Source organism: Eubacterium maltosivorans, from assembly GCF_002441855.2.
Taxonomy (GTDB): Bacteria; Bacillota; Clostridia; order Eubacteriales; family Eubacteriaceae; genus Eubacterium; species Eubacterium maltosivorans.
The window spans coordinates 849,404-873,379 of the sequence record NZ_CP029487.1 but is presented as its reverse complement, the minus strand read 5'-3'; the positions used below and the strand labels follow the sequence as shown (position 1 = coordinate 873,379).

24 protein-coding genes and 1 pseudogene are annotated in these 23,976 nt (G+C 41.4%); all 25 read left to right on the top strand.

The window, feature by feature from the left end; translation table 11 throughout:
• Window positions 1-32 precede the first annotated feature (32 nt).
• The 25 genes and pseudogenes from CPZ25_RS04390 (at window position 33) to CPZ25_RS04270 (ending at window position 23,972) form a co-directional block, all read left to right on the top strand.
• On the top strand, window positions 33-1,442 hold the full coding sequence (locus tag CPZ25_RS04390; RefSeq protein ID WP_096920581.1) for a 3D domain-containing protein: 1,410 nt from the start codon (window positions 33-35) through the stop codon (window positions 1,440-1,442).
• Between the two features lie 553 nt (window positions 1,443-1,995).
• Entirely contained in the window at window positions 1,996-3,423 is a 1,428-nt protein-coding gene (locus CPZ25_RS04385) for a zinc ribbon domain-containing protein (RefSeq protein WP_096919730.1), read from the top strand.
• A 305-nt stretch (window positions 3,424-3,728) separates the two neighbouring features.
• Window positions 3,729-4,712, top strand: a complete 984-nt coding sequence (gene galE, locus CPZ25_RS04380; RefSeq protein WP_096919731.1) for a UDP-glucose 4-epimerase GalE — start codon at window positions 3,729-3,731, stop codon at window positions 4,710-4,712.
• On the top strand, window positions 4,696-4,878 hold the full coding sequence (locus tag CPZ25_RS04375) for a hypothetical protein (protein ID WP_096919732.1): 183 nt from the start codon (window positions 4,696-4,698) through the stop codon (window positions 4,876-4,878). The genes galE and CPZ25_RS04375 overlap by 17 nt, the downstream gene beginning before the upstream one ends.
• Complete coding sequence (locus CPZ25_RS04370) at window positions 4,875-6,233, top strand: sugar transferase (protein ID WP_096919733.1); 1,359 nt, start codon at window positions 4,875-4,877, stop codon at window positions 6,231-6,233. The genes CPZ25_RS04375 and CPZ25_RS04370 overlap by 4 nt, the downstream gene beginning before the upstream one ends.
• 87 nt (window positions 6,234-6,320) lie before the next feature.
• Complete coding sequence (locus tag CPZ25_RS04365) at window positions 6,321-7,163, top strand: NAD-dependent epimerase/dehydratase family protein (protein WP_096919734.1); 843 nt, start codon at window positions 6,321-6,323, stop codon at window positions 7,161-7,163.
• Window positions 7,164-7,166: 3 nt separating this feature from the next.
• Window positions 7,167-8,159 (top strand): WaaS/CpsH family glycosyltransferase, encoded by a 993-nt coding sequence (locus CPZ25_RS04360; RefSeq protein ID WP_096919735.1) that lies wholly within the window; start codon window positions 7,167-7,169, stop codon window positions 8,157-8,159.
• Entirely contained in the window at window positions 8,156-8,701 is a 546-nt protein-coding gene (locus CPZ25_RS04355; RefSeq protein WP_096919736.1) for a DapH/DapD/GlmU-related protein, read from the top strand. Before CPZ25_RS04360 ends, CPZ25_RS04355 begins: the two co-directional genes overlap by 4 nt.
• 60 nt (window positions 8,702-8,761) lie before the next feature.
• On the top strand, window positions 8,762-9,853 hold the full coding sequence (locus CPZ25_RS04350) for a glycosyltransferase (protein WP_096919737.1): 1,092 nt from the start codon (window positions 8,762-8,764) through the stop codon (window positions 9,851-9,853).
• Complete coding sequence (locus CPZ25_RS04345) at window positions 9,840-11,096, top strand: hypothetical protein (RefSeq protein WP_133067082.1); 1,257 nt, start codon at window positions 9,840-9,842, stop codon at window positions 11,094-11,096. Before CPZ25_RS04350 ends, CPZ25_RS04345 begins: the two co-directional genes overlap by 14 nt.
• Window positions 11,093-12,286 carry a CDP-glycerol glycerophosphotransferase family protein gene (locus CPZ25_RS04340; RefSeq protein ID WP_167495160.1) on the top strand — a complete coding sequence of 398 codons (1,194 nt, stop codon included), beginning with the start codon at window positions 11,093-11,095 and terminating at the stop codon, window positions 12,284-12,286. The genes CPZ25_RS04345 and CPZ25_RS04340 overlap by 4 nt, the downstream gene beginning before the upstream one ends.
• Before the next feature lie 49 nt (window positions 12,287-12,335).
• Window positions 12,336-14,741 carry an NTP transferase domain-containing protein gene (locus CPZ25_RS04335; protein WP_096919740.1) on the top strand — a complete coding sequence of 802 codons (2,406 nt, stop codon included), beginning with the start codon at window positions 12,336-12,338 and terminating at the stop codon, window positions 14,739-14,741.
• A 53-nt stretch (window positions 14,742-14,794) separates the two neighbouring features.
• Complete coding sequence (locus tag CPZ25_RS04330) at window positions 14,795-16,216, top strand: lipopolysaccharide biosynthesis protein (RefSeq protein ID WP_167495159.1); 1,422 nt, start codon at window positions 14,795-14,797, stop codon at window positions 16,214-16,216.
• 198 nt (window positions 16,217-16,414) lie between these two features.
• The gene (locus CPZ25_RS04325) at window positions 16,415-17,422 is read left to right on the top strand and encodes a hypothetical protein (RefSeq protein ID WP_096919742.1); all 1,008 of its coding nucleotides are present in this window, start codon (window positions 16,415-16,417) and stop codon (window positions 17,420-17,422) included.
• 61 nt (window positions 17,423-17,483) lie between these two features.
• A complete protein-coding gene (locus CPZ25_RS04320; protein ID WP_096919743.1) occupies window positions 17,484-18,032 on the top strand; it encodes a hypothetical protein in 549 nt (182 codons plus the stop codon).
• 20 nt (window positions 18,033-18,052) lie between these two features.
• Window positions 18,053-18,766 carry a hypothetical protein gene (locus tag CPZ25_RS04315; protein WP_096919744.1) on the top strand — a complete coding sequence of 238 codons (714 nt, stop codon included), beginning with the start codon at window positions 18,053-18,055 and terminating at the stop codon, window positions 18,764-18,766.
• Window positions 18,763-19,203, top strand: coding sequence for a hypothetical protein (locus CPZ25_RS04310; protein ID WP_096919745.1), 441 nt, complete (start codon window positions 18,763-18,765; stop codon window positions 19,201-19,203). Before CPZ25_RS04315 ends, CPZ25_RS04310 begins: the two co-directional genes overlap by 4 nt.
• Before the next feature lie 216 nt (window positions 19,204-19,419).
• The gene (locus CPZ25_RS21085; protein WP_341473487.1) at window positions 19,420-19,545 is read left to right on the top strand and encodes a hypothetical protein; all 126 of its coding nucleotides are present in this window, start codon (window positions 19,420-19,422) and stop codon (window positions 19,543-19,545) included.
• Window positions 19,542-20,126, top strand: coding sequence for an RNA polymerase sigma factor (locus CPZ25_RS04300; RefSeq protein ID WP_096919747.1), 585 nt, complete (start codon window positions 19,542-19,544; stop codon window positions 20,124-20,126). Before CPZ25_RS21085 ends, CPZ25_RS04300 begins: the two co-directional genes overlap by 4 nt.
• 108 nt (window positions 20,127-20,234) lie before the next feature.
• Window positions 20,235-20,459 (top strand): DUF1659 domain-containing protein, encoded by a 225-nt coding sequence (locus CPZ25_RS04295; protein WP_096919748.1) that lies wholly within the window; start codon window positions 20,235-20,237, stop codon window positions 20,457-20,459.
• A 135-nt stretch (window positions 20,460-20,594) separates the two neighbouring features.
• Window positions 20,595-20,834: a DUF2922 domain-containing protein gene (locus CPZ25_RS04290; RefSeq protein ID WP_096919749.1), complete on the top strand. Its 240-nt coding sequence runs from the start codon at window positions 20,595-20,597 to the stop codon at window positions 20,832-20,834.
• Between the two features lie 74 nt (window positions 20,835-20,908).
• The gene (locus CPZ25_RS04285) at window positions 20,909-21,475 is read left to right on the top strand and encodes a YcbK family protein (protein WP_096919750.1); all 567 of its coding nucleotides are present in this window, start codon (window positions 20,909-20,911) and stop codon (window positions 21,473-21,475) included.
• Window positions 21,476-22,088: 613 nt separating this feature from the next.
• A complete protein-coding gene (locus CPZ25_RS20945) occupies window positions 22,089-22,721 on the top strand; it encodes an MFS transporter (RefSeq protein ID WP_096919752.1) in 633 nt (210 codons plus the stop codon).
• Window positions 22,722-22,735: 14 nt separating this feature from the next.
• Window positions 22,736-23,326 (top strand): annotated as a pseudogene (locus tag CPZ25_RS20940) (MFS transporter); the annotation flags it as partial.
• Window positions 23,307-23,972 carry a hypothetical protein gene (locus CPZ25_RS04270; protein ID WP_096919754.1) on the top strand — a complete coding sequence of 222 codons (666 nt, stop codon included), beginning with the start codon at window positions 23,307-23,309 and terminating at the stop codon, window positions 23,970-23,972. The pseudogene CPZ25_RS20940 and the gene CPZ25_RS04270, both read left to right, overlap by 20 nt.
• Window positions 23,973-23,976: the final 4 nt, after the last annotated feature.

The window sequence follows — 23,976 nt, the reverse complement described above, 5'->3', positions numbered from 1 at the left end:
GAACACAAAAAAATGAAAGGAAGCAATTATCTATGAGTGAATTTATGAGCAGTCATTGGAAAAAGCTCGTCGGTATGATTTTTCTGATCGTATTGACCGTTGCCATGGGCATCGCCTGTGCTTTTACCATGACTAAGAGCATTGAAGTATCACTGGACGAAAATACCGGAAACGGCAGCGTCCAGACCGAAACCCTGGCCAGTCAGCGCCAGTCCCAGATCGGTGAAGTACTCAAGCAGAAGGGCTATCCGGTGGATTCCACCGATTATACCGTCAGCGTTCCCCTTGATACCAAGGTGAAGGACGTCGACAATGTCAGCATCAAAAAGAACGCCAAGGGCACCTTAAACGTAGATGGCAATGGACATACCTATGATTCCACTGCCGATACCGTTGGCGACCTGTTAAAGGATCAGAACATCACCCTGGGCGCAAGCGACATTGTGGTCCCGTCGGCCGATACCGCCCTGACCACAGAGGTTAAAGAAATTAAAATCGTGCGCCGTGAGGAAAAAGAAGAAAGCCGCATGGAGGCCATTCCTTTTGAGGTTAAGCAAACAGTAAACCCAGAGCTTGAAGAAGGAAAGCAGAACATCATAACCGCCGGCGTAAACGGCAGTAAAAAGATTACCGATAAGCTCGTATACGAAGACGGTATACTGGTCAGCCAGGAAACCGTGGCGACCCAGGTCGTGCTTGAACCAGTGACCGAAGTCATTGAGGTCGGCAGCAAGGTAACCACCGAAGTAAAACAGGAAACCCATGAGGAGGCCATTGCCTTTACCAGTCAGAAGGTTGAAAATCCAGAGCTGGAACAGGGAAAAACCAACGTGAAAACCGCCGGTGTCAATGGCACGGCCCGGATCACTGAAAATGTCACCTACGAAAACGGCAAGGAAATTACCCGTGATGTCGTGGCGAAGGAAACCATCAAGGAACCCGTGACCGAGGTAGTCGAAGTTGGAACAAAAGCCGCTGAACCGGCGCCAACCCCCACACCAGAGCCGACGCCAGAACCTACCCCAGAAGCGACACAGCCGGAAACTCCCGCAGAACAGCCAGCGCCAACCCCGGAACCTACCCCGGCGCCAGCGCCAGAGCCCACCCCGGCACCCGGGCCTGAGCCCGAGCAGCCCGCGGAAGAAAGTAATGGGATTGATCTGAGTAATGCAACCCATTTTACCGCCAACTGTACCGCCTATGTGGCCACCGGTAATGCCACAGCCTCCGGCGCATGGCCCACATCCGGCCATACCATCGCAGCCGATCTGACCAATTATCCCATCGGCACCAGAATCTATATTCCGTATTTTGATACCGTATTTACCGTAGAAGACAGCGGCGGCGCCGTAAAAGGCAATGTCATTGATATCTTCTTCGACAGCTACGCCGAAGCCATCAGCTTTGGACGCCGGAATCTGGACGCTTATGTGTTAAATTAAATTAGAATCCAAACCTTTCCGCACACCGGGATTATCCGGTGTGCGGAGGGGTTTTTTAGTTTAAAAAATATTGATGAAAGTTTTAAAAGATACATTATCCTAAATACTTTGGAAGTGGTTGAAATGTGTTCGTTATAAAATAAAAAGACTCGCAGACTATTCAAAGTCTGCGAGTCTTTTTTTAATTTCACTTTTTTATAATTTAACTGCGATACCTATTATAACATTAGGTAATGAAAAAAGCATCCACTTTTTTGAAAAAATTAAATATTTTTCTTTAAAGTCAATTTATATCTATATTTTAACAATAAAAGTATTTTTCGTCAAATTTTCTTTTCTTATTTATAAAAGAGCCAACATGGTCAAAACATGGTCAAAATAAACCTCAAAAATCCTGATTTTAAGCGATTTCTTTTATGTTTTTATTTTCAAATTTTAAATTCTTCTTTGGTCAAAAACATGGTCAGCAAAAGAGAAAAACATGGTACTCATTAGCTTTTAGATGTGTCGTTCGCAGACTTTGAATAGTCTGCGAACAAATGGAGGCCCCAAAATGAGTGCGGGATACGCCATCACGACGTACAAAATACAGCTGAATTACAAGCATTTAGACTGGTTTAAGCAAACCCAGGCCCTCTTTGACGACGTCCTGGCATTCTATTACCAGCTTCTCGAGAAACAGCCCGAAGCCCTCAGCCTCACCAACCAAAATTTACTGCGCCATTTAGAACTGCAGACCATAAAACAGCGGGACGGCACTTTGCCCGAAACACCCTTGCCCTTTGAGAAAATCCCATTGTATTTCCGGCGCGCGGCCATCAATGCCGCCATCAGCATGTACCGGAGTTACACAAGCAAGCTCAGGGACTGGGAAGCGGGTCAAGAAAAACAAATGGAGAATGAAGAATTGAGAGTTGAGAATTCAGGAACAGAATCGCAAAGCGATTCTGGATTGAATCAAATCGGCAAAGCCGATTTGTTCCAACATTCTCCATTGAAAAAAGGCCGGCCCTCCAGGCCGCGCCGTCTCCACATGTCCATGCTCTACTACAAAGGCATGTACAAAGACTTTGACGAAAAAAGCATCATGCTCAAGCTCTACACCGGCAAAGCCTGGGCCTGGGTCAAGCACCGGACTACGGGCAGACCCTTTCCAGAAAATGCCGAGCTTATGAGCCCAGCCATTGTCATCAAAAAGAAAAAAGTCATGCTCCACATCCCCGTTAAAGAGATCGTGGAAGACAGCCGGACCGCCAAAGAGCGCGTAAAACAAAACGAAAAGTTTGTCGCCGTGGCCTTAACCGGTTCCGACACCTTAGCCGTTTGTACCACCATACAAGCAGACGGTCGCGCCACCGCCCCATATTTCATCAAGGGCGGAAAAGCACTGGCCCACCGTAGGAAGCTGCTTTTAGGGTATACCAAACGCGGAAAATCCAATCAAAAGGCCAAAGGCATTTTGCTCCAGAATTCTCCATTGTCCATTCTCAATTCTCCATTGAAAGAGACTGGAGGTTATGTCGGTAGAGAAAATGAAAAATATTATCAAAAGATCACCCGCGTCACCGACCACTATGCTCACGAGGTATCACGTGAAATTGTCGATTACGCCCTCAAACAAGGCGCAAAACTCATCGTCCTGCCCGAGCTCAAAGAAAGCTTCGATCAGGCGAAAAAGCCCTACCTGGGCAAAACCCCCTATGACTTTATCGGAAGGCGCATCGCCCGCTACGTCCAGTACAAAGCCTGGCAGAAAGGCCTGGTCGCCATGACCAGCAAGCCCTACTACGCCAGCACCCGGTGCTGCCACTGCGGCGCCCCCATTGCCAAGCACAACACCGAGTACCAGAACCCCAGCGCCAACTTCTACGGCGGCAAGAACTTCGTCTGTAAAGAAGGCCACCGGGGGAGCACAGCGCTGAACAGTGCGAGGAATCTGGGGAAAGGGTTTTATGAGCGGTTTTATGCGGGCGCTGCCTGATAAAAAAAGAATAAAAAATAGATTATAAATTTAATATTTTAAATCCTGTGGAGAAATGCACAGGTGTGACTGTTGTCTATAGGGCGATAGTTACAGGCATAGCACCGCCTGCTTTTACTTCGCGTCGCATTGTGGTTGTTTTCTTCCTTAATATATAAGAAGATAACCGCAATGCGATGACAGTAAAAAACAAAGCATCATTTAAAAGGAACACCCTAATCCATGATGATGTGTGCTACGAGTTTTAAATATTGAATGTAATGTAGGGAACGCTGCCACCAGCGTTCCGAAAAGAGGAACCATTTATGAAAATATTAGTCACTGGCGGAGCTGGCTATATCGGCAGCCATGCCGTCGTCCAGCTTTTAGACCAGGGATATGAAGTGGTCGTAGTTGACAATCTATCCACAGGTCATCGCTGGGCCATTGATGAAAGAGCCCGGTTTGTAAAAGGTGATATAAGAAATCACAAGCTTATGGACGCTGTTTTTCAATTAGAAAAAATCGACGCCGTCATGCAGTTTGCTGCCGACATCGTCGTGGCAGAGAGCGAAACCAATCCGCTTAAATATTATAACAACAACGTTTACGGCACCATTGCATTACTGGAGTCCATGTTAAAGAACAACGTAAAAAACATCATCTTTTCATCTACCGCCGCCGTCTATGGCAATACCGAAGCCGTGCCTGTCACCGAGGACATTCCGGTAGCACCCATCAGCCCCTATGGGCGAACCAAAGCCTTTGTGGAGCAGATTCTAGAAGACTGCCATAAAGCCTATGGACTGAATTACTGTGTGTTTCGTTACTTCAACGTTTCCGGCGCTCATGAAAAATACCCCATCGGCCAGGCCGTTAAGCATAATACCGCATTGATCCCGATTATATTAGAAGTCGCCGCAGGCGAACGGGAAAGTATCCAAGTCTTTGGTGATGACTATGCCACCAAAGACGGCACCGGCGTAAGAGATTTTATTCACGTGGTCGATCTGGTCGACGCCCATATCTTAGGCTTAAACAAGCTTTTTAAAAATGAAAGTGCCATCTATAACCTTGGAAACGGCCAGGGCTTCACCGTCATGGAAATGATCGAAGCCGCCAGAAAAGTCACCGGCCATCCCGTGCCCGCCATTATAACAAAGCGGCGCCCGGGTGATATCGCCATCTCCATTGCCAGCAGTGAAAAAGCAAAACAAGAGCTTGGCTGGGAACCCAGATATCCAGAAGTTGAAAAGATCATTGAGACCGCCTGGAAGTTTAAACAGAGCAGACATGAAAAAGAAGACTGAGAACAAAACAGCCCATGAAACCATTTTTGAGGTTTGCATTCTCTGCGGAAAAAAGACCCATATCCCAATCGATACACCCATTGCTGCAAGACAAGGCTACATCGAAGGAAGCGGGCAGCTCTGCTCAGGCTGTTACCAAAGAATAAACACAAGGGAAAAAACATGAAAAAGAAAGAACACTGCCAGATTATCATTATCCTTTTAAAAATCCTGTTGGTAAGTCTGATCACCGCAGCCTTCGGCTACCTGTGGTTTGAATTCTATACCGACAAGCTTTATATCAGCTATTATAATCTGGGCAACTGGGCCATTATCTTACTATATGGCATACTCTATCTCTTTTTATGCCGGATATACAGCGCCTTTCGTGTCGGATACTACAGCATAACCGAGCTGATCTATACCCATGGCATCACACTGTTTCTGACGAATACCCTGGCCTACATCATAATCTGTCTTTTAACCAGACATTTGACCAATATCCTTTGGATACTGTTACTTTTTGCGATACAGATTCTTTGCGCAGCTTTATGGGCCTACGCATCCAACCGAATCTTTTTTAAAGTCAACCCAAGGTGCGACATGCTGGTCGTCTATAAAGATGAAGCCGCCAAAATGCTGCTGACCAAAATGAAAGCCTATCCCGAAAAATACCATGTGGCAGAGATCATCAACATCCAATCCGATATCCAAGACATCAAAGAAAAAATCAAAGCATACCAGGCCGTTCTGCTGTGCGATCTACCAACCGCCACACGGAATATTCTCTTGAAATTCTGTGTTCAGGAAAAAATCCGCGTTTATCTGACGCCCGAAGTATCCGATATCCTGATCAGCGGCGCCAACAGAATCCACCTCTTTGACACCCCACTGCTGCTCTGCGATAACGCAAGCCAGGCCGTGACCCATCGCTTTGCCAAAAGACTCATCGATCTGATCGTATCCACCGTGATGATCATCGTCTTTTCACCTTTTATGCTTTTTACCATTATTGCCATCAAAGTGAATGACCATGGCAGCATCCTGTACAAACAGAAACGCCTGACCCAAAACGGCAAGTCATTTAATGTCTATAAGTTTAGAAGCATGGTCGAAGACGCCGAAAAAGACGGCGTGGCACGGCTGTCCAGCAAAAACGACGACCGCATCACGCCCGTCGGTAAGTTTATAAGAGCCACACGGCTCGATGAGCTGCCACAGCTCTTTAACATTTTCAAAGGTGATATGACCTTAGTAGGCCCCAGGCCCGAACGGCCCGAAATCGCCGAAAAGTATTGTAAGACCATGCCCGAATTTTCCCTAAGGCTTCAGGTGAAAGCAGGATTAACCGGATACGCGCAGATCTTTGGAAAGTATAATACAACGCCAAAAGATAAACTGAAACTGGATCTGATGTATATTGCCGATAACAGCATCTTTTTAGATTTTAAGATCCTCTTTCTTACCTTTAAGACCATGTTTATGAAAGGGAGTACCGAGGGGATTGAGGATGGAGCTGTGACGGCAGGGGATGTGAAATGAAAAAAGTATTTTTATCTTTTGAGTCGTAGTAACTAAATTTATAAAAATACAGAAAAAATAACTCAATAGAAATTATAGGTGGAAAATATGAAAATTTTAGTAACAGGTGCTAATGGCTATTTAGGGATGGGAATTGTCAACCAACTGTTAAATGAAAATCAAATTATTGTTGCGACTGATTATCAAGTTGACAATATTGATCAAAGAGCAATAATTAAAAAAACAGATATTTTTAAAGTTGAAAATCCATATGAGTATTTTGAAAAACCAGATGTTTTATTGCATTTAGCATGGCGAAATGGTTTTATACATAATGCAATTAGTCACATCGAAGAAATGCCAAACCATTACAGTTTTATCAAGAAGCTTGTAGAATCAGGGATAAAACAAGTAACATGTTTAGGTTCCATGCATGAGATAGGATTTTATGAAGGATGCATTGATGAGAATACACCAACTAATCCGTTAAGCTTATATGGTATTGGAAAAGATGCCTTGAGAAAAAGTGTTGAACTTTTAGCAAAAGAAAAAGGCACAACATTTCAGTGGTTACGAGGATACTACATCGTCGGAAATACCGGTTATGGAAACTCAATTTTTTCAAAGATTAACATAGCAGAAAAAGAAGGTCAAGAAGAGTTTCCTTTTACAACGGGTCAGAATCAATGGGATTTTTTAAATTATGATGACTTCTGTAAACAAGTAGCGGCAACAGTAGAACAAGACGAGATTAACGGTGTTGTTAATATTTGTTCAGGATATCCAGAAAAATTAGCTGACCGGGTTGAACGTTTTATTCAGGAGAATAATTACAAAATACGATTAAAATATGGCGCATTTCCCGATAGAGCTTACGATTCTAAAGCGGTTTGGGGTGATAACAGAAAAATAAAAAGTATTATGGAAAATAGACAAAAAGGAAAACTTTAAAGTATGGAAAGTAATAGAATTTTACTAATAGCTCCGATTTTTTATAATTATCATATTGAAATTAAAAAAGAACTCGAAAAACAAGGATATATAGTAGATTTTTATGACGATCGTCCTAGCAAAAATGCTATTTCAATTGGCTTAATCAAATTAAAAAAGAACCTAATGAAAAAGTCAATTGATCATTATATGGATAAAATTATTAACGATACAAAAAACAGAAAATATAAAGATGTTTTTATCATTAATAATGTAGCTTTTGAAAAAGAACACATAGAAAAATTGAAAAATAACCATGGAGAAGCACGTTTTATACTTTATTTGTGGGATTCTATCGAAAATTATAAACATAATAAAGATGTACTTTCTTACTTTGAACGCGTTTTTTCTTTTGATCCAAAAGATTGTGAAAAATATCATGTAAAATTTTTACCTTTATTCTATACAGATAAATACAGAAAAATAAATGAGGATAAAGAGAAGAATATCTACGATTTGATGAGTATTTGTACAGCTCATCCTATACGATATCCACTTTTAAATGATTTGAAAAAATATTGTCAAGACAATAAAATCAGACTGTTTTCCTACTTATATTTAGCGACGCCACTGCTTTATATTTATAATAAGATTTTTGTCGAAGTTTTTAAAAAGGCCAAAATAAGAGAGTTTCACTTTAAGCCATTAACAGAAAATGAAATTATAAGAATTATGTCGCAAACCAAGGCAGTGTTTGATATTTGTAATGAGAATCAGAACGGATTGACGATACGGACGATTGAGACTATTGGAGCAAGAAAAAAATTGATTACGACAAATAAAAATATTGTTAAATATGATTTTTTTGATAAAAATAATATTTATGTTTTTGATCTTGAAAGTTTTGAAATTCCTAGTGTATTTTTAGAAACAGAATATCATGAAATAAACGAGAGCATTTACAAAAAATATAGTTTATCTAATTGGATTAATACAATATTTGGAGAAATACAATGATAAAAAATAAATATTTAATTTCAGAGTTTATTTCTACTACAATAGCATTTTTATTAACAAAGATATTTTATCCAAAGGCAAGACTTATTAGGAGGCCACTTTATATAAGGGGAAAAAAGGGGATGATATATGGTGAAGGGTTTACCACAGGGCACGGATGTCGTATTGATTTAACAGGCAAAACAATTACATTGCGGATTGGTAAAAATTGCTTAATAGGTGATTATAGTCATATTGTAGCACATCAGAATGTTGTAATTGGAGATAACTGTTTAATGGCTTCAAAAGTTTTTATCAGTGATACTACTCATGGGTTTTATAATCAAAAATTAGACTTAGAGACTCCACCTAATGATAGGTTACTTGAAACAAAACCTGTAAAAATTGGTAAAAATGTATGGATCGGTGAAAATGTCTGTATTCTTTCAGGGGTAACAATAGGTGACGGCGTTGTGATTGGTGCTAATGCGGTAGTTACTGATGATATAGAAAGCTATAGTATTGTAGGAGGAGTACCCGCAAAATTGATAAAGAAGTTTTAATAAATATTTAAAACAACTAAAAATATAGGAAGTATTTATTGAGAGAGGAAATTAATAAAAATGAGGAAAATGGTACTTAGCGGTATAAATTTATATGAAGGAGGTCCACTAGCAATTTATTATGATTGCTTAGAAGCGATTAAAGGATTAGGCATTTACAAAAGGTACCATATTATTGCATTTGTCCATAAGAAATCTCTTTTCAAAAAATATAAAGATATAATAAATTTTATCGAGCTACCAAAGTCTAGAAAAAATTATGCATATAGATTATATTACGAGTATTTCTTTTTTAAAAAATATTCTAATAATCATGACATTGATATTTGGATATCACTGCATGATATCACCCCCAATGTAAAGGTTAAAAAATTATATACTTATTGTCATAATCCCAGTCCATTTATGGAAAAAGATTTTTCAAAAGTAAGATATAGTTTTAAAAATGTGGCATTTTCATATTTTTATAAATATCTTTATCGTATAAATATTAGCAGTGCATCTGCAGTAATTGTGCAGCAAGATTGGATGCGTGAAGAGTTTAAAAAGATGTATTCTATCGATAATATAATTGTTGCTAGACCAGATATAAAAGATGATTTTGTTATTGAAAAAATACAAGATAAAAAAGAGAAAAAAATATTTATTTATCCAGCATTTCCGAGATTTTTTAAAAATTTTGAAGTAATTTGTGAAGCTTGCAAATATTTAAAGAAAGATAATTTCGAAATTTGGTTAACAATTGATGGCAGTGAAAATCAATATTCTCGGGAAATAAGAAAAAAGTATTCAGAATTAAAGCAGATTAGGTGGATAGGGATACAAAAAAGAGAAAAAATTTTTGAAATGTATGATATTGCTGATTGTCTCATATTTCCATCAAAACTTGAAACGTGGGGATTGCCTATTAGTGAGTTTAAATTAACACAAAAAGATATTTTACTTGTGGATTTGCCATATGCACATGAAACTCTTGGTGAATATGAAAAAGTGATGTTTTTTAGACAGAATGATCCAGAGCAGCTAGCTAAATGTATGAAAATGGAAATAGAAGAAAAGCCAATCTATAGCCCGCAAAAAAAAATTAATATCAGTAAACCCTTTTACAAAGGGTGGAAAGAATTATTGGAGAAGATTTGTGATAATGAGTGAAGCCTGTCAGAATGAAAATAAAAAAAGTAGCAAAATAAAAGGAATTGTAATGATTGCAATATGCATCAGAGTGATTGTGTTGCTATTTATTGCCTTTTTCGCTAATAATATGAGCGAAGGATTTGTCGGCTCATCAACATATTATGACGACTATAGATATGAAAAAGGTGCTGAGTATTATGCTCAGAATGCTACTTCTCTGATAGATGTTAGTGCATTTATGTCGGCATTTGCCTCAGTGGGTGACTGGGTAGGGAATAAATTATCTAACCCGTTTGAAAGCACTCCATTGTGGTACTGGATAGTGTGTATCTTAACGTATTTAACTAAAACAGTATGGAGTATAAGGATATTAAATATTTTACTAGCATCCTTTACTATTGTTTATGTGTTCAGATTTACGGATTTAATCTATGGAGACAGAACAGCGACAAAAGCATCATATTTATTGGCACTCCTGCCGTATCCGGTTATATTTTCTTGCTTTTCATATAAAGATCAACTTGTTATGTTTATAACATTCTATTTACTATATATAGCAGAAAAATATCGAATGTCAAATGTAATAAAAAAGAAAGATATATTTGCTGTTTTAATATTCTCTCTTATGCTAATGCTAACAAGAAGCGGATTTAGTATACTTCTTTTCTTAGTATGCTTTGTAATTGCATTTGTAAAAAAGTTAACTGACATTAAAAAATATAAAAAAAAGTTACTAGCTATTGGATTTTTTGGAATTATAACTATTTGTATTTTGTTAATACAGTATAGTGATATTATAATTTACAAATTTGAATATTATATTATTAGACATGAAAATACTTTAGACAAAACTACAATTGCTTATTTAACAATAAATGGAATAAGAGATATATACAAATTACCCTTTACTTATATTTTCTCCATGATTATGCCAATTGAAATGTTTGGTGAGGTGACTTCTTGGTATTCAATAGTAGCAAATTTTAATATTATAATGTGCCCTATTTCAGTTGGTGCAGCATTGTATGTTTTTAAGAAAAAACCTGATAAATTAGTGTATTGGTGCTGTTTAATGCTATATATTTTTTCTATCATTACTTCTATTAATATTTTTAGGCATTATTACTCATTAATACCGTTTTCCCTTATCTTCTTTTCAGATTATTGGTGTAGGGCAAGTGGGATTGAAAAACTAATATGCGGTTTAGTATCTTTGACATATGCAACACTATTGATTGTTTTTTATGGAGTTTTACAATGAAAGTTAAAAATAAATTTACTATTTCTAATAGGTTAAAAGCATATTTGAAATATATTGCAAGCATTGTAATAATGAATACTTTGAAAATTTTTTGGATACTGCCAATTAATAAAAATAGAATTCTTTTTTTTAGTTTTGATGGTAAGCAATATTCAGATAACCCCAAATATATAAGCCAGTATTTGCATAAAAGATTACCAAAAAAAGAAATAGTATGGGCCTTTTTAGAACCTGAAAAATTTGAATATTTAGAAGAAATATATCATCTTGTTCAGCGAAAGGGTGTTCAATTTATTAAAGAGTTTGTGACAGCAAAAATCATTGTAACTAATAATCATGTGCCAACTTATTTGCCAATAAGAGATAAGCAGATACTGTTAAATACATGGCATGGTGGGAGTCCACTTAAAACCGTCGGGTTTTCTGAAAAGGTACCAGTATTTTATAATAAATTTTTTTATAAAATGCAAAATAGAAAGTATTCGGCTTTTTTGTCTAGTTCTGCATTTATGACAGAAGAAGTGTTTAACAATTCGTTTGGATATAAAGGGAATGTACTTGACTATGGAATGCCAAGAAATGCAATACTTTTGGGTCCACATAAAGAAATAATTAACAAAGTATACAAATATTTTGGAATAGAACAGAATAATAATTGTGGCATTGTACTTTATGCTCCGACTTTTCGTGGAGATTTTAGAAGTTCAAGATTTTTACCGTCTAAGATGCAATTTGATGTAGAAAAATGTGTTGAGTGCTTGAATCAAAAATTCAAGAAAAAGTTTAAATTTTTGTTTAGAGCACATCATACTATGTCTGAAGCTATTGAAGGTAATTCTGTGATAATGGCGACAGATTATCCCGATATGCAAGAGTTATTGTGCGCAGCGGATGTGTTAATAACAGATTACTCATCTTGTATGGGTGATATAGCTTTAATGAAAAAACCAACCTTTCTTTACGCCCCTGATTTAGAAAGTTATATACAAAACCGAGGATTTTATTGGGACATTCGCTCATTACCATTTCCTCTTTCACAAAACCAAAATGAGTTTTATAACGCGATCAATTCATTTAATCAAAAGAGATACGAAAGGGAAGTAGATAAATATCTTTTACGTTTGGGAACATATGAATCACCTGATTCAGTCGAAAAAACAGTTTCATGGATTATAAATAAATTGCAATAATAATTTTAAGATAAAAGAGGAAAGTATAAAGATATGGAGGATAAGAACTATGACTAAGATTCAATTTGAAGTACTTCGTTATTGTTATGAAAATAAAACAATTGATGTAGAGACATTTGCTCATGAGTTATATAAGCCTGAAGAGGTTATTAATGATGCAGTGGAGTATCTTTGTGTTGAAGGATTTATAAAAGAAAATATGGTTACCCGAAAAGGTGAGAAAGAGTTAGAATCTCATAAAGTGGAGAATGCTGTAATTCTTGCGGCAGGTATGTCAACTCGTTTTGTACCCCTAAACTATGAGTTGCCCAAAGGATTGTTAACTGTTAAGGGGGAAAAATTAGTCGAACGACAGATTGAACAGCTACATGAAAAAAACATTATGGAAGTTGTGCTGGTTGTCGGACATATGAAAGAACGTTTTGAATATTTGGTGGAAAAATATGGGGTAATTCTTGTAGAGACAACAGAGTATACAAGTAAAAATAATCATGCTAGTATTTATGCGGCAAAGAATTATTTGAAGAATACAATTGTTACATCTTCAGATTTATATTTTAGTGAAAATATTTTTCAGACTTATGCCTATGACTCTTATTATTGTACTTTGTATATGTCGGGTAAATCTGCAGAACGAGGTATAGAAACTGACGGAGATGACCGTATTCTCGATACTTTTTATGGCGATAAATGTTATGATATTTGGGTGACGCTTGGATATGCTTTCTTTTCCAAACGTTTTTCAAAAAAAATCATTGAAATACTTGATAAAGAATATGAATTACCAGAAACAACAAATAAGTTCTGGGCGGACATTCAGGATGAACATCTTGAAGAACTGTATATGTATGCTAAACGATGCAACAACGGTGTTATTCATGAGTTCGATTCATTGGAAGAACTGAGAGAGTTTGATGATAAATATTTAAACGATTCGGGTTCTAAAATAATGAAAAAAATTTGCTACTTACTTGCGGTACAAGAACGTAATATTATTGGCTTGGCTTCTTTGAAAAAAATAAGACCTTCCATATTTAGATTTCGATGTAAAGGTGATATTTACATCTGTGATGTTGAACCAGATGAAAATGAAAAAATTAGCTATGATGGAAGAGTATATTACCAATGTCGTGATGTTCAGGAGGGAAGTGTAAAGTTGTTTAAGATGGATAAAAACATAAAAATTGGTGGGCGTTATTCTGTAGATTTACAGAAAGAATTAGATCAGCTTTACGATTTCTCTCATGATTTTAAAGAATACCATGAAACAGCTTTACCGTTATGTGCTGCAGAAAATGTAATCTCTCCATTTGCGAACCTACCACTAAGTTTTGGATTTCAAGAACGTTATATCATGAATAATACTTATTCCTTTAATATGGATGATAATTTTATTGGTTGTGAAAAACTTTTTCCATTTTATCAGAAAATTTCTGAAGTATGTGAAAGAATATTTGGTGCTAAATATACAGATCCTCGTCCATTTACTGGAATGCATTGCATTGACATGATAACAAAAACAAATTGTAAGCCAGGTGAGAAAATGATGATCTTGGATAAAGCTCACGGTGGACATGCATCAGTTAAGCCGGTTGTGGAGCGATTGGGGGTTGAAGTAATATCTGCACCATATGATTTAGATGAGAATGATCTTGATTATGAAGCCGTTAATTTGATGGTAAAAGAGAAGGGAATTCAGTATATACTCTTAGCCCCATCTGATTTAATCAAGCCGTTAGATATTGAAAAAATTGATACTACAAACTGCGTCTTGATGTGGGATTGTAGTCAGCTAATGGGGTTGATTGCTGCTGGCCTATGTCCTAATCCCCTTAAAACAAAAAGAAATATTATTATGTTTGGTGGAACTCATAAAACTTTTCCCGGTCCAGCTTCAGGATTAATTATGACTAATGAAAAAAATCTTCACGAGTTGATGGAAAAAGAAATTAATCCGAAATTTCTGCGTCATTCACAAATGCACCAAAAAATATGTCTTTTGTTTGCGCTTGTTGAATTTGAACAGTATGGTACAGCATATATGAGCCATATGGTTCATTGTTCAAACTATCTTGGTGAAAAACTGAGAGATGCAGGATATGATATAGCTAATATAGATGGGCAAATTTCGGCAACTCATCAAATTTTCATTCGTTGCAGTAAAGATGAAATGGATACGATTTATGATAATGCCTACAAATGCGATGTGACACTTAATAAAAAGCATAAAGACTTATTCTATGGATATGGTATCAGATTAGGCACACAAGAAATCGCACGCTATGATTGGAATGATGAGGCTTTAGATGTAATTGCCGATATTTTAATTCAATTGTCGAATAAAGATATCAATATTGATGAGGTAAGGAAAATGGTAGCAAATCTGCCAAAGAAAATAATACATTATGCGTTTGATAATGAGATTGTTGATCGTTTCAGAAATCTGATGCAGTGAAAAAAAGCAAGGCTACACTTATAATAGAAAAGGTATAATTTGATATGAGGCGGGTGAATAAAGAAAATAAATATAATGGAATAAAGGCGGGAGTTTGGTATACAATAGGTAATATGTTGATAAAAGGTATCCCATTTCTTACCATTCCACTGTTTACTAGACTTTTGACCACGGATGATTTTGGAATCTACAACACTTATATTTCTTATGAGAATATTCTTAGTATTGCCATAGGCCTTGGAATTTCCGGGTCAATTAAGGTTGCAAAGTTTGACTTTAAAGAAAATTTCGACAGATATGTTTCATCAGTGTTTCAGCTATTGTTAATGGTTGGCGGGGGTGGGTTACTTTTAATAAATACAATATTTACATTAATAGATTTTTCAAATGTTTGGATGAGTACACTTGTTCTTAATTTGCTGGTTATCCAAAGTATTGCATCAGCAATTTATGGAATAATGGGGTGTAAATATGTTATAGAAGGACAGTACGTTCAAAATTTAGTGATTGCTTTCGTGATGACAGGAATTAATGTTGGGACCTCTATATTTCTTTGCTTTTTCTTTTTATCAGGTGACCGCTCAACCGCTAGAATCACTGGAACAGCAGTGGGGACCATTTGTGTTGCAATATATATTTTGTTTTTACAAAGTAGAAAGGCAAAATTAAAGCGATATAAAGCAGCTAATAAGTATGCTTTAAGACTTGGTATGCCATTGCTGCCTCACCAGTTTTCAGTTTCGCTTCTTTCACAATGTGATAAAATAATGATTCAGGCAATGGTGGGGAATTCTGAGGCTGGAATATATGGTCTTGCAGTAAATATTACGATGGTACTGTCAGTAATAATGACATCCATAGATAATGCATGGACGCCTTGGTTTTATTCATTATTAGGCAAAAAAGACTACAAAACACTGATAAGAAAAAATAACCTGTTAATCATTTTTTTTATGTATATAAGCTGTGTTTTTTTATTGATTGGACCTGATATTATACATATTATGACGGAATCAGATTATTGGGATAGTATCTATGCGTTTATCCCATTAACAATAGCAGTTTTTTTGAATTTTATGTATATTTTTTCTGTAGGTGTGGAATACTTTATGAAAAAAACTGGTTATATATCTGTTACGACACTAATGTGTATGACTGCAAATATAATTTTTAATTATTTTATGATTAAAAAATTTGGATATATAGCAGCAGCATATGCTACCTGTATTTCAAAGCTGTTGCTATTTATACTTCATTATATACGGTGTAAAAAACTATTAACGGAAAAAGTTATAAGTTTAAAATATTTGTTAGGTACGTTATTAATTGTTTGTATAACAGGAAGTTGTACTGCATTATTTATAAATTATTTACTTATAAGATATTTGATAATTGCGGCAATAACATTGACAATAATTATAATTTCAAAAAAAAGTGGAATTTTGGATAAGTTTATTAAAAAATCGCTTTTATAGATTTAAAGAATTGTGTTTAGTTTTACAGAAAGGGTCATCAGTTTATCTTATAATAAAATCCATGGTTTCCGGGACACATCCCAATCAACCGGCAAGCGAAAGCATAGCAATATGCGTTTCGCTTGCCGGTTTTTCTTTTTTTAAAACCCAATGCGCCCACCGCCCGCCAAATTCAAAAATAACAAAGGAGCCCCCATTATGACCATCCACCTGCCCGAATCCCACTACACCTTAATCCCCCTCATCACCCCAGAAGATACCCCGGCCCAGGCCATCCTCAAAGCGCCAACCCCGGCGGCGCGGGCGCTTGTGGAAACGATGATCAAAACGACCGAAAAGGTTCCCCGTCTATATGAGCTAAACCTTAACGAAGGCCTTGAGCTGCGCTGCCAGAACGATATTCCGATTGACAGGGAAGTATTGGACATCGCCGCGCCCGGGCCCGAAAAAGAGGGGGAAAAACCAAAGCCGCCAAAACGCAGAAGAAAGCGAAAGCCCCGCCTAAAAAGGACGACCAGCGGCAAGGCGGTATTGACAAGCTACAACAAAAAATATAAAAAACGGCTCAGGAAAAAGACACGCAAGTGTCTTAGAAAGCTGAACCGTAATGGTTTCGCGGTGCGCATTGTAATCAACCGGTATGAGGAGATCACCATCTTCCTCATACCGGTTCTTTTTTGCCCCGACTGTAAAAAGCGGCGGGAATTCGCCTGCTTTAAAAAGCTCCAGTACTGCCACCGGGTGCTCACCCTCGAGATGATCAAGCACTGCCGTTACAGCTCCGAGGTCTATGAGAAGCTTTTGACCGAGGATATTTTAGAGCTGCTGGAGGCCGGGGAGCTGGTGGTCTATTTTGAGGAAGAGCAGGCCGAGGCCAGAAGGCGGGATTTTCAGAAAAACGCAACCTATGCCCAAAAGGTTGTTCAGGGCCCTCTGGGCCTGCGGCCAGAGGCTGGTATACCAGGCCCCGGCAAGAGCGGGAAGCCTGACCGCAAGGACGCCAGAAAAAACCGGCTGCGCCAGCTGGCAACCTGGGCACAGGCCTTTGCCGCCCGTTTGATAGACGGGACCATCCGTGTTGAAAACTGGTACAGCCTGCTGCGCCTGAAATGCTCAGACGCCAACGGCGATCCGCTCTGGAAAAAGCCGGTTCCAGGAAAAAAGTCCAACTCCGAGTACATTCTCACACAGGCCATCAGGCTGTAGAATAGAGTCAAGGTCAGCGCAGGAAAGCGCGGGTCAATAATTGAATGAGGAGGGACTGAAGATGAAGAAATCAGTACAAAAGAAACAAAACACTTTTTCCAAAAAAACAGCGGAAAAGGGAGCGGTTCCATGCGGTCAAAATAACCATGGTTCCCAGCGGGAGCATTTTGTCGTCAAACTTCCGGAAAAAGTAAAAAGAATTCTCCAAAGCTATCATAAGCTGGAGCACAGCGCCTATGGTAAGGTGGATACCATCTGTGTTGGCGGGCGAAAGGTGTTCTACGCCACCACGGATGTGGAACGGGTACTGGGCTTTAAAAAAGCTGGCCGCTTTACCAGCCGGCATTTTAATGGGCTGGGCGTGCGGGTTTTGCCCATCCCGCATCCAGGAAACCCAGAGCGTGTTCAGTACAAGAACTTTGTGGATGAAACGGGGTTGAGAAAAATGCTTGACGCCAAGCGCAGAACCGTGAAAAGGACAAAAAGAGATCGTCGACTTTTCGGAAAATGGGATGCGCTTTGCGGCTGGCTGTTTAGCTGTGAGCCTCAGAGGGCAGGTCTTGAAGTGCGCTGTAATGTATCCGTTCCTGTTGTTTTAAAAGTGGATTAAGCCTAAGAGGAGGACTGAAAATGAAAGAAATATTAAACCGAAAAATCGATCAGGAAACCATTATTGTTGAGGAAAAAACCCTGGAATTATCCGAATACGCTGATGTACGCTGCGCGCTGATCCAGGAAAAGCGTGAGCTGCACGTCTCTGTTTTACACCATGAAATATCGAAGCTTAAAGAGCGTCTGATGACCGCCCGTGACAATGAGTCGGGCGCTTTGATGGATCAGATCATCCATCTCAAAAAGCTGATTAATGAGATGAGGGGAGATCGTGATCTCTTTGAGGTCCGGGCCTACTGGTATGTGGCGACAGACCTCTGTGATTATCTGGGGCTTCGCTGTCGTAAAGATTTTCTGGAGAAGATAGCGCTTCCCGGCGGCGTGAGAATGGAACGGGTCCTGTGCTCAGACGGAAAACGGCATCCGGCCTATCTGGTAAACGGTGATACGCTCAGGCTTATGGGAGCCGCCAGCCTGAGGCGGGAAGCGGGCCGCTTCTGCGCCATCATTACAGGCTGTTATCCGCCCTTTGTGTATCTGGAGTCCCTGGGCAGCATTGATTACGCAAAGGATAAAACTATATCAATTCTGACAGAAGCCCTTGAGAAGCAAGCGTCTACAAACGGGGCGCTTCACCGCAATCTTGCCCATCTTGACAAAGAGATCAGCCGCCTTAAGCATAAGGAAGCGCTGTTTGAGGATATCCGTTTTATTGTGGAGTATGGGGCTTGAGCTTTTTCAAGGAGATCCGCTATCTGTTTGAGTGGCTGGAGGATCACGCGCTGAGCTCAGGAGCTTTCTCCTTATGGGTGGTGCTCATGGTGTTTAACAGCTGGTGTGCCCTGCTCACGACCTCCGGCGAATGGCTCTGGCGCGTAGAGTTTGTCATTGGCAACAAACGGATCACCGATGTGATGCACTGCTCAGAACGGCAGATGATGCGTTACCGGCAGGAGCTTGAGGATAAGGGGCGGATCATCTATCAAAAGGGCAATGCCAAAGGCGCGGGGATCTACACCATGGTTCCCCTGCGCCCCAATGTAAAGCCGTGCGAAATAAAGCATGTGTTATCCCAAAAGGCGACCATGGTTTACGATTACGCAGGTAATCCGGAGTCCTTTTTACTGGAACCGGAGAAGGATTCCGGAAAAAGCTGTCCACAGGCATGACCGACACGGGTGTCGGCAAATTTTGGAAAAAACAAAAAGTGGACGCCAAATCACCGACACCCGTGTCGACATAAATAACAATAACATTATTATTTTATATATTATATATATTCATACAGGAGGTGCGCCATACATACGCAAAATTTTTACGGAACCGGCCCGGGGATCATCGGGCGGAGACGAGCCTACCGGGTCAAGGCTGAGTGCTTTTTAGACATGGGCTTTTTCGCGAGAAGCGATGAGGAGGCCGAGGACTTGTTTAATGATTTTTCGGATTCGGTGGAGAGCCGTTACCCGGGCATTGTCCTTGCGCTTAAGAGTATCCGGGAGGAGGAAGAATGAAAAAGCAGTACAAGCTGGTAGATGCGTGGGTAAGGGATGCGAAAGCAGGCGATGAAAACGCCTTTGAGCTGCTGCTGCACACCTTTCAGCCTTTAATGCTGTCCATGGTGCAAAAATACATCTACGACCCGGCAGATTATGAGGATGGCCTGCAGGAAGCCAGTGTGGTGCTGCTGGAAACGCTGAGCGCCTACCAGGCTGAGCTGGGCGTGGTCTTTCCCTTTTATTTGAAAAACCGGCTGTTTCACCACTTTGTGGAGCAGGCCAAGAAAAACGCGAAAGAAAAAGAAAGGCAGTGCACCATGGAGGATCAGAGCCTGTACGCCCATCAGGAGCGTCTCGCCATGGAAAACAGCGGGGAGGCAAGAGAAGCCGAGGTGAAAACAGCCTTGTGCCTTAAGCTGAACCAAGAGATGCGGGAGCTTTCGCCAGAGCAGAAAGAAGTACTGGAGCTGCGGTATTACAGAGGACTGTCTGTCAAAGCCATCGCTGCCATGAAAGGAGCACCAGTCAGCACCATTGAGAAACGGCGGAAAAGCGGTATCCAGCGTCTTAGAAAGGCTTTTGGCATAGCGCTGTAAAAATTTAGAAAAAAGTTTTTTAAGAAAGGGATGTTTTTGCAGTCAAAATCCTATTGTATAAGTGTAAGGCAAAACGCCAGACAAAATACAATTCAGGAGGTAAGAAAAATGGCAATTGAAAAAAACGTCGAATCCGTCGGGATGAAGGTGACCGTAAACCATGGAGAACGGGAAGGGAAGATCGTCAAATCTTCTAAGACCTACGGGGACATTGATCCCGAAGTGACCGACGCCGCCTTTGTGGGCACCGCCAAGGCCATCACCGGCATGCAGGAGCCCATCCGGGAAAAGCAGGTAAAGGTGACTGCGGAGGAACTCATCGAAGTGGCATAGCGATTTCAACAGGTTCTCAATGGAAAACAGCGCGGAACCACGGGGGCGTGGTTCCCTACAGCCTAAAGGCAGGGCACGACGCCCCCGTCGTGCCGCAGACAGGTATTAAAATTAAAACAACAGGAGGAAACAAACATGGCAGCAACAACCAGCAAAGATTTAACCATTTATTTTCAGCGTGCGGACGGGAAGGAGTTTAAAATCACCATTCCCGATTACAAGGAGGGCATCACCGATGCCGAGATCAAGGCAGGGGCCCAGGCCATTGTGGACCAGGGCGCCTTTCTGCCCGAAGGGTTTGGCCTGGTCAAGGTGGCCGGAGCCGTGAAGGTGGACACCACCAAAACCGATGTGGTCATTGAAGAAGCTGTGTAAGTAAGGGGCGAAAGCCCCTTTTTTTATCGGGAAAGTGATGGTTATGGATGAACGAAAAGCGAAAGGAAAAACGAATGAACATTTGTCGGAAAGGCGCGGCTTTCATACTGACGGCTGTCTGCGCGTTGACCGCCCTGGTCTTTTTCGGCCGGCTGGCTGGGGAGACCGCCCCGCCGGCACCCACGGCCGAGCCAGTCGTGGAGCAGGCAATACAGGAGCCAGAGCGGCCCGCAGAGCCGGAAATCCCGGCAGAGGGGCAGGAAAATGCTGAAGCGCCAGAGCCGGAAGAACCGGAGCCGCTCATGGCCTCTCCTCATTTTGCCATGGCAGAATACCGGTGTGACTGCGCGGGCTATTGTGACGGCTGGCCCTGCGAGATGCGGCCAGAGCTTTTGGAGAAAATCGAAGCCCTGCGGTGCTGGTATGACCAGCCAGTCATCATCACCTCAGGGGTAAGGTGTGCGGCGCGCAACGAGGAGGTCGGGGGCGTCAGCTGGTCCTTTCACAAGCGGGGCTGCGCGGCGGATCTGTACTGTCCGGGCGTGGGGGTGGGCGACCTGACCCAGACCGCCCAGAAGCTGGGCATGAATGTGCTGCCCTATTACAGCAGCGGCTATGTGCATGTGGAGGTACTGCCGTAAGCGCAGGTGCCTGATTTGTTAAAAAAAGTCTGAAAAAGCTCAAGATTTTTCTATTTTTTGCCGCTGTTTAAAACCTTTTTGGTGCAAAAAATTGAGCACCGCTAAAAAAAGCAGGTCTTAAAACGTTGACAATGGCGTGAATAAAGGAAATGTCGCCATATTTTGCGTGTAATGGTTTTATGCAGGAAGAGGGAGATACAGATTCCCCAAAAGACCTGTTTTTATAAAATAATTGTGATTTTATAAGATATTTTAGGTGTTTAAAAAAACAGCCCTTTCTCCAAAATATTGAAGGAACTGGCACGAAAATTGCATTGGTATAGTGTCAGGAAATTTAATCTGTTTTAGACAGAAAAGGCTTGTTTAAAACAGGGAAAGGAAAGTATAATGGATTTAGAAAAAAGTGGTGTGAACAGGAAATATCCCGGAAGCTTTTGGACGCTGCGCGGTATTTTGGAAAGGGGTGCAGAGCCCTGGAAACCCCGGGGGTCATAGAAAAAATTTTGATCCGTATGAGAAAAAAGAGGACGCGCTGTCATGAGGACGCGGATTCCCGGGGCGGCAAGGCTCTGGACATTTTTAAAAAACTGAAAAACAGAAGGAAGGGATTATCATGACTGAAAGACGCAGAGAGCTCATTTATGTCTGCTGCCTGACAGGCTTTATCACGATTACCTTTGCTTTTGGAAGATATATTTTTTCGATGATTACCCCTAATATTGTAAAAGAGCTGGGAATTGACTATGAATTTGTCGGCCGGATTAACGCCTTTCATCAGGGCGCCTATCTGCTGTTTTCTCTGCTTGGCGGGCTGCTCTGCAGCGTGGTCAGCGCCAGGCATCTGATTTCAGGCTCGGTTGTGCTTTGCGGGGTCAGCGTCACACTGCTGGCCTTTGTGAATAACCCCTGGGTGCTGCTCGGGGTGGTCACCCTTCAGGGAATTTTTGCCGCCACCTCGTGGATCCCCATGGTGGCCTTTGTGGCAGAAAACATCCAGGAGAAGAACCGGGGAAAGAGTCTGGGCATTATCTCCAGCGGAACCTCCTTTGGTTTGATTTTAAACGGTGTGCTTATCCCGTGGCTTCTTGAAAACGGTGACGGACACACGGTGTGGCTGGTCTTTGGCGTTATCAGCCTGCTCCTCGGAGCTGTGGGAATTTATGCCATCACCGCGCTTGAAAAAAACAGCGCGGGCAGAGCGAAACAGCGCGGCGTCGACAGGGTGCCGGGCCTGCTGCGGGGGTAGCGCCGCCCGCCGGCGGTGTCTGGCGGCATTATCTGCTGCTGGTTCTGCTGCTGGTGATTTCAGGCCTATACCTGATCCCCTTTCAGAGCTACATTGTTCCGCTCATGCAGGAGGATCTGGGGCTCGGCGGGCAGGTCTCCGGGCTTTGCTGGAGCCTGTTTGGCTTTATCGGCATCTTCAGCGGCTTTATTGCCGGGGTGCTGGCAGACCGCACCTCTGCCAAAACGGCCATGCTCATCACCTACAGCGTATCGGTGCTGTCCATTGCCGCGGTGGTCTTTTTAGGCGGAGCGGCCGGAGCGCTTCTGGCCTGCGCCATCTTTGGCCTGACCTACAATGGCATTTTTGGCCTGCATCCCACCTATGTTTCCAGAATTCTGCCGCCGGATCAAACGGCCCGTCTTTTTGGGCTGTTAAACCTTTCGCTGGGGCTGGGCTCCATGATTGGCAATTATGCGGGCGGCGCAATTAAAAAGGCAACAGGCAGCTTTACACTGGCCTATCAGCTTATGCTGGTCATGGCGCTATTGGCGGTGGTGACCTGCTTGATGATAAAAAGTGATCGCGAGAAAGGCGGAAAACAAAATGGAAAAAATCGTATTTAACCCTATGGAAATTCATTATGATATTGAGGGCTTTGCCAGAGACAAGCACCTGGAGCCGCAGTCAACGGTCTGTCAGGAGCTGCTCCGCTGGGCCGGCCCGGCCGAAAAGCTTGTAAGGCCCAGAGCCATGATTAAGTGGTGTCCGGTAAAGGACCTCGGCCGGGACCGTGTGCAGGTTGGGGATACAATTTTTGAAAGCCACCTGCTGGCGGAAAAGCTGAAGGGAACCGAGCGGGTTTTCGCCACCGTGGTGACCGCGGGCGATGAGCTGGACGCTCTGGAGGGCCCCTCGGACGAGGCGCGCGATTTGTTGAAATACGCGGCGCTCAGAGAGGCCCGGGCCACCGTAGACCATTATTTAAAGACACACTTTGGCTTTGAGCATATGGGCCGCCTGAATCCGGGCTCATTGCCCGACTGGCCCATTGCCAATAACCCGGCCCTTTTCGAGATCATCGGAGACGTGACAGAGACCATCGGGGTCCGGCTGACGGGCAAGAACTATATGCAGCCAGGCTACACGGTGTCCGAGCTGCTCTTTTCAGGGGACGAGGATTATGATAATTGCAGCCTGTGTAAAAAGTACGACTGCGTCGGGCGCAAGGTCCCCTTTGATCAAAAGGCTTACGACCAGATATTTGGATGAAACG

Coding starts and splice junctions, on each gene's coding strand:
- CPZ25_RS04390 (WP_096920581.1), top strand. CDS start 33: ATGAGTGAATTTATGAGCAGTCATTGGAAAAAGCTCGTCGGTATGATT.
- CPZ25_RS04385 (WP_096919730.1), top strand. CDS start 1,996: ATGAGTGCGGGATACGCCATCACGACGTACAAAATACAGCTGAATTAC.
- galE (WP_096919731.1), top strand. CDS start 3,729: ATGAAAATATTAGTCACTGGCGGAGCTGGCTATATCGGCAGCCATGCC.
- CPZ25_RS04375 (WP_096919732.1), top strand. CDS start 4,696: ATGAAAAAGAAGACTGAGAACAAAACAGCCCATGAAACCATTTTTGAG.
- CPZ25_RS04370 (WP_096919733.1), top strand. CDS start 4,875: ATGAAAAAGAAAGAACACTGCCAGATTATCATTATCCTTTTAAAAATC.
- CPZ25_RS04365 (WP_096919734.1), top strand. CDS start 6,321: ATGAAAATTTTAGTAACAGGTGCTAATGGCTATTTAGGGATGGGAATT.
- CPZ25_RS04360 (WP_096919735.1), top strand. CDS start 7,167: ATGGAAAGTAATAGAATTTTACTAATAGCTCCGATTTTTTATAATTAT.
- CPZ25_RS04355 (WP_096919736.1), top strand. CDS start 8,156: ATGATAAAAAATAAATATTTAATTTCAGAGTTTATTTCTACTACAATA.
- CPZ25_RS04350 (WP_096919737.1), top strand. CDS start 8,762: ATGAGGAAAATGGTACTTAGCGGTATAAATTTATATGAAGGAGGTCCA.
- CPZ25_RS04340 (WP_167495160.1), top strand. CDS start 11,093: ATGAAAGTTAAAAATAAATTTACTATTTCTAATAGGTTAAAAGCATAT.
- CPZ25_RS04335 (WP_096919740.1), top strand. CDS start 12,336: ATGACTAAGATTCAATTTGAAGTACTTCGTTATTGTTATGAAAATAAA.
- CPZ25_RS04325 (WP_096919742.1), top strand. CDS start 16,415: ATGACCATCCACCTGCCCGAATCCCACTACACCTTAATCCCCCTCATC.
- CPZ25_RS04320 (WP_096919743.1), top strand. CDS start 17,484: ATGAAGAAATCAGTACAAAAGAAACAAAACACTTTTTCCAAAAAAACA.
- CPZ25_RS04315 (WP_096919744.1), top strand. CDS start 18,053: ATGAAAGAAATATTAAACCGAAAAATCGATCAGGAAACCATTATTGTT.
- CPZ25_RS21085 (WP_341473487.1), top strand. CDS start 19,420: ATGGGCTTTTTCGCGAGAAGCGATGAGGAGGCCGAGGACTTGTTTAAT.
- CPZ25_RS04300 (WP_096919747.1), top strand. CDS start 19,542: ATGAAAAAGCAGTACAAGCTGGTAGATGCGTGGGTAAGGGATGCGAAA.
- CPZ25_RS04295 (WP_096919748.1), top strand. CDS start 20,235: ATGGCAATTGAAAAAAACGTCGAATCCGTCGGGATGAAGGTGACCGTA.
- CPZ25_RS04290 (WP_096919749.1), top strand. CDS start 20,595: ATGGCAGCAACAACCAGCAAAGATTTAACCATTTATTTTCAGCGTGCG.
- CPZ25_RS04285 (WP_096919750.1), top strand. CDS start 20,909: ATGAACATTTGTCGGAAAGGCGCGGCTTTCATACTGACGGCTGTCTGC.
- CPZ25_RS20945 (WP_096919752.1), top strand. CDS start 22,089: ATGACTGAAAGACGCAGAGAGCTCATTTATGTCTGCTGCCTGACAGGC.
- CPZ25_RS04270 (WP_096919754.1), top strand. CDS start 23,307: ATGGAAAAAATCGTATTTAACCCTATGGAAATTCATTATGATATTGAG.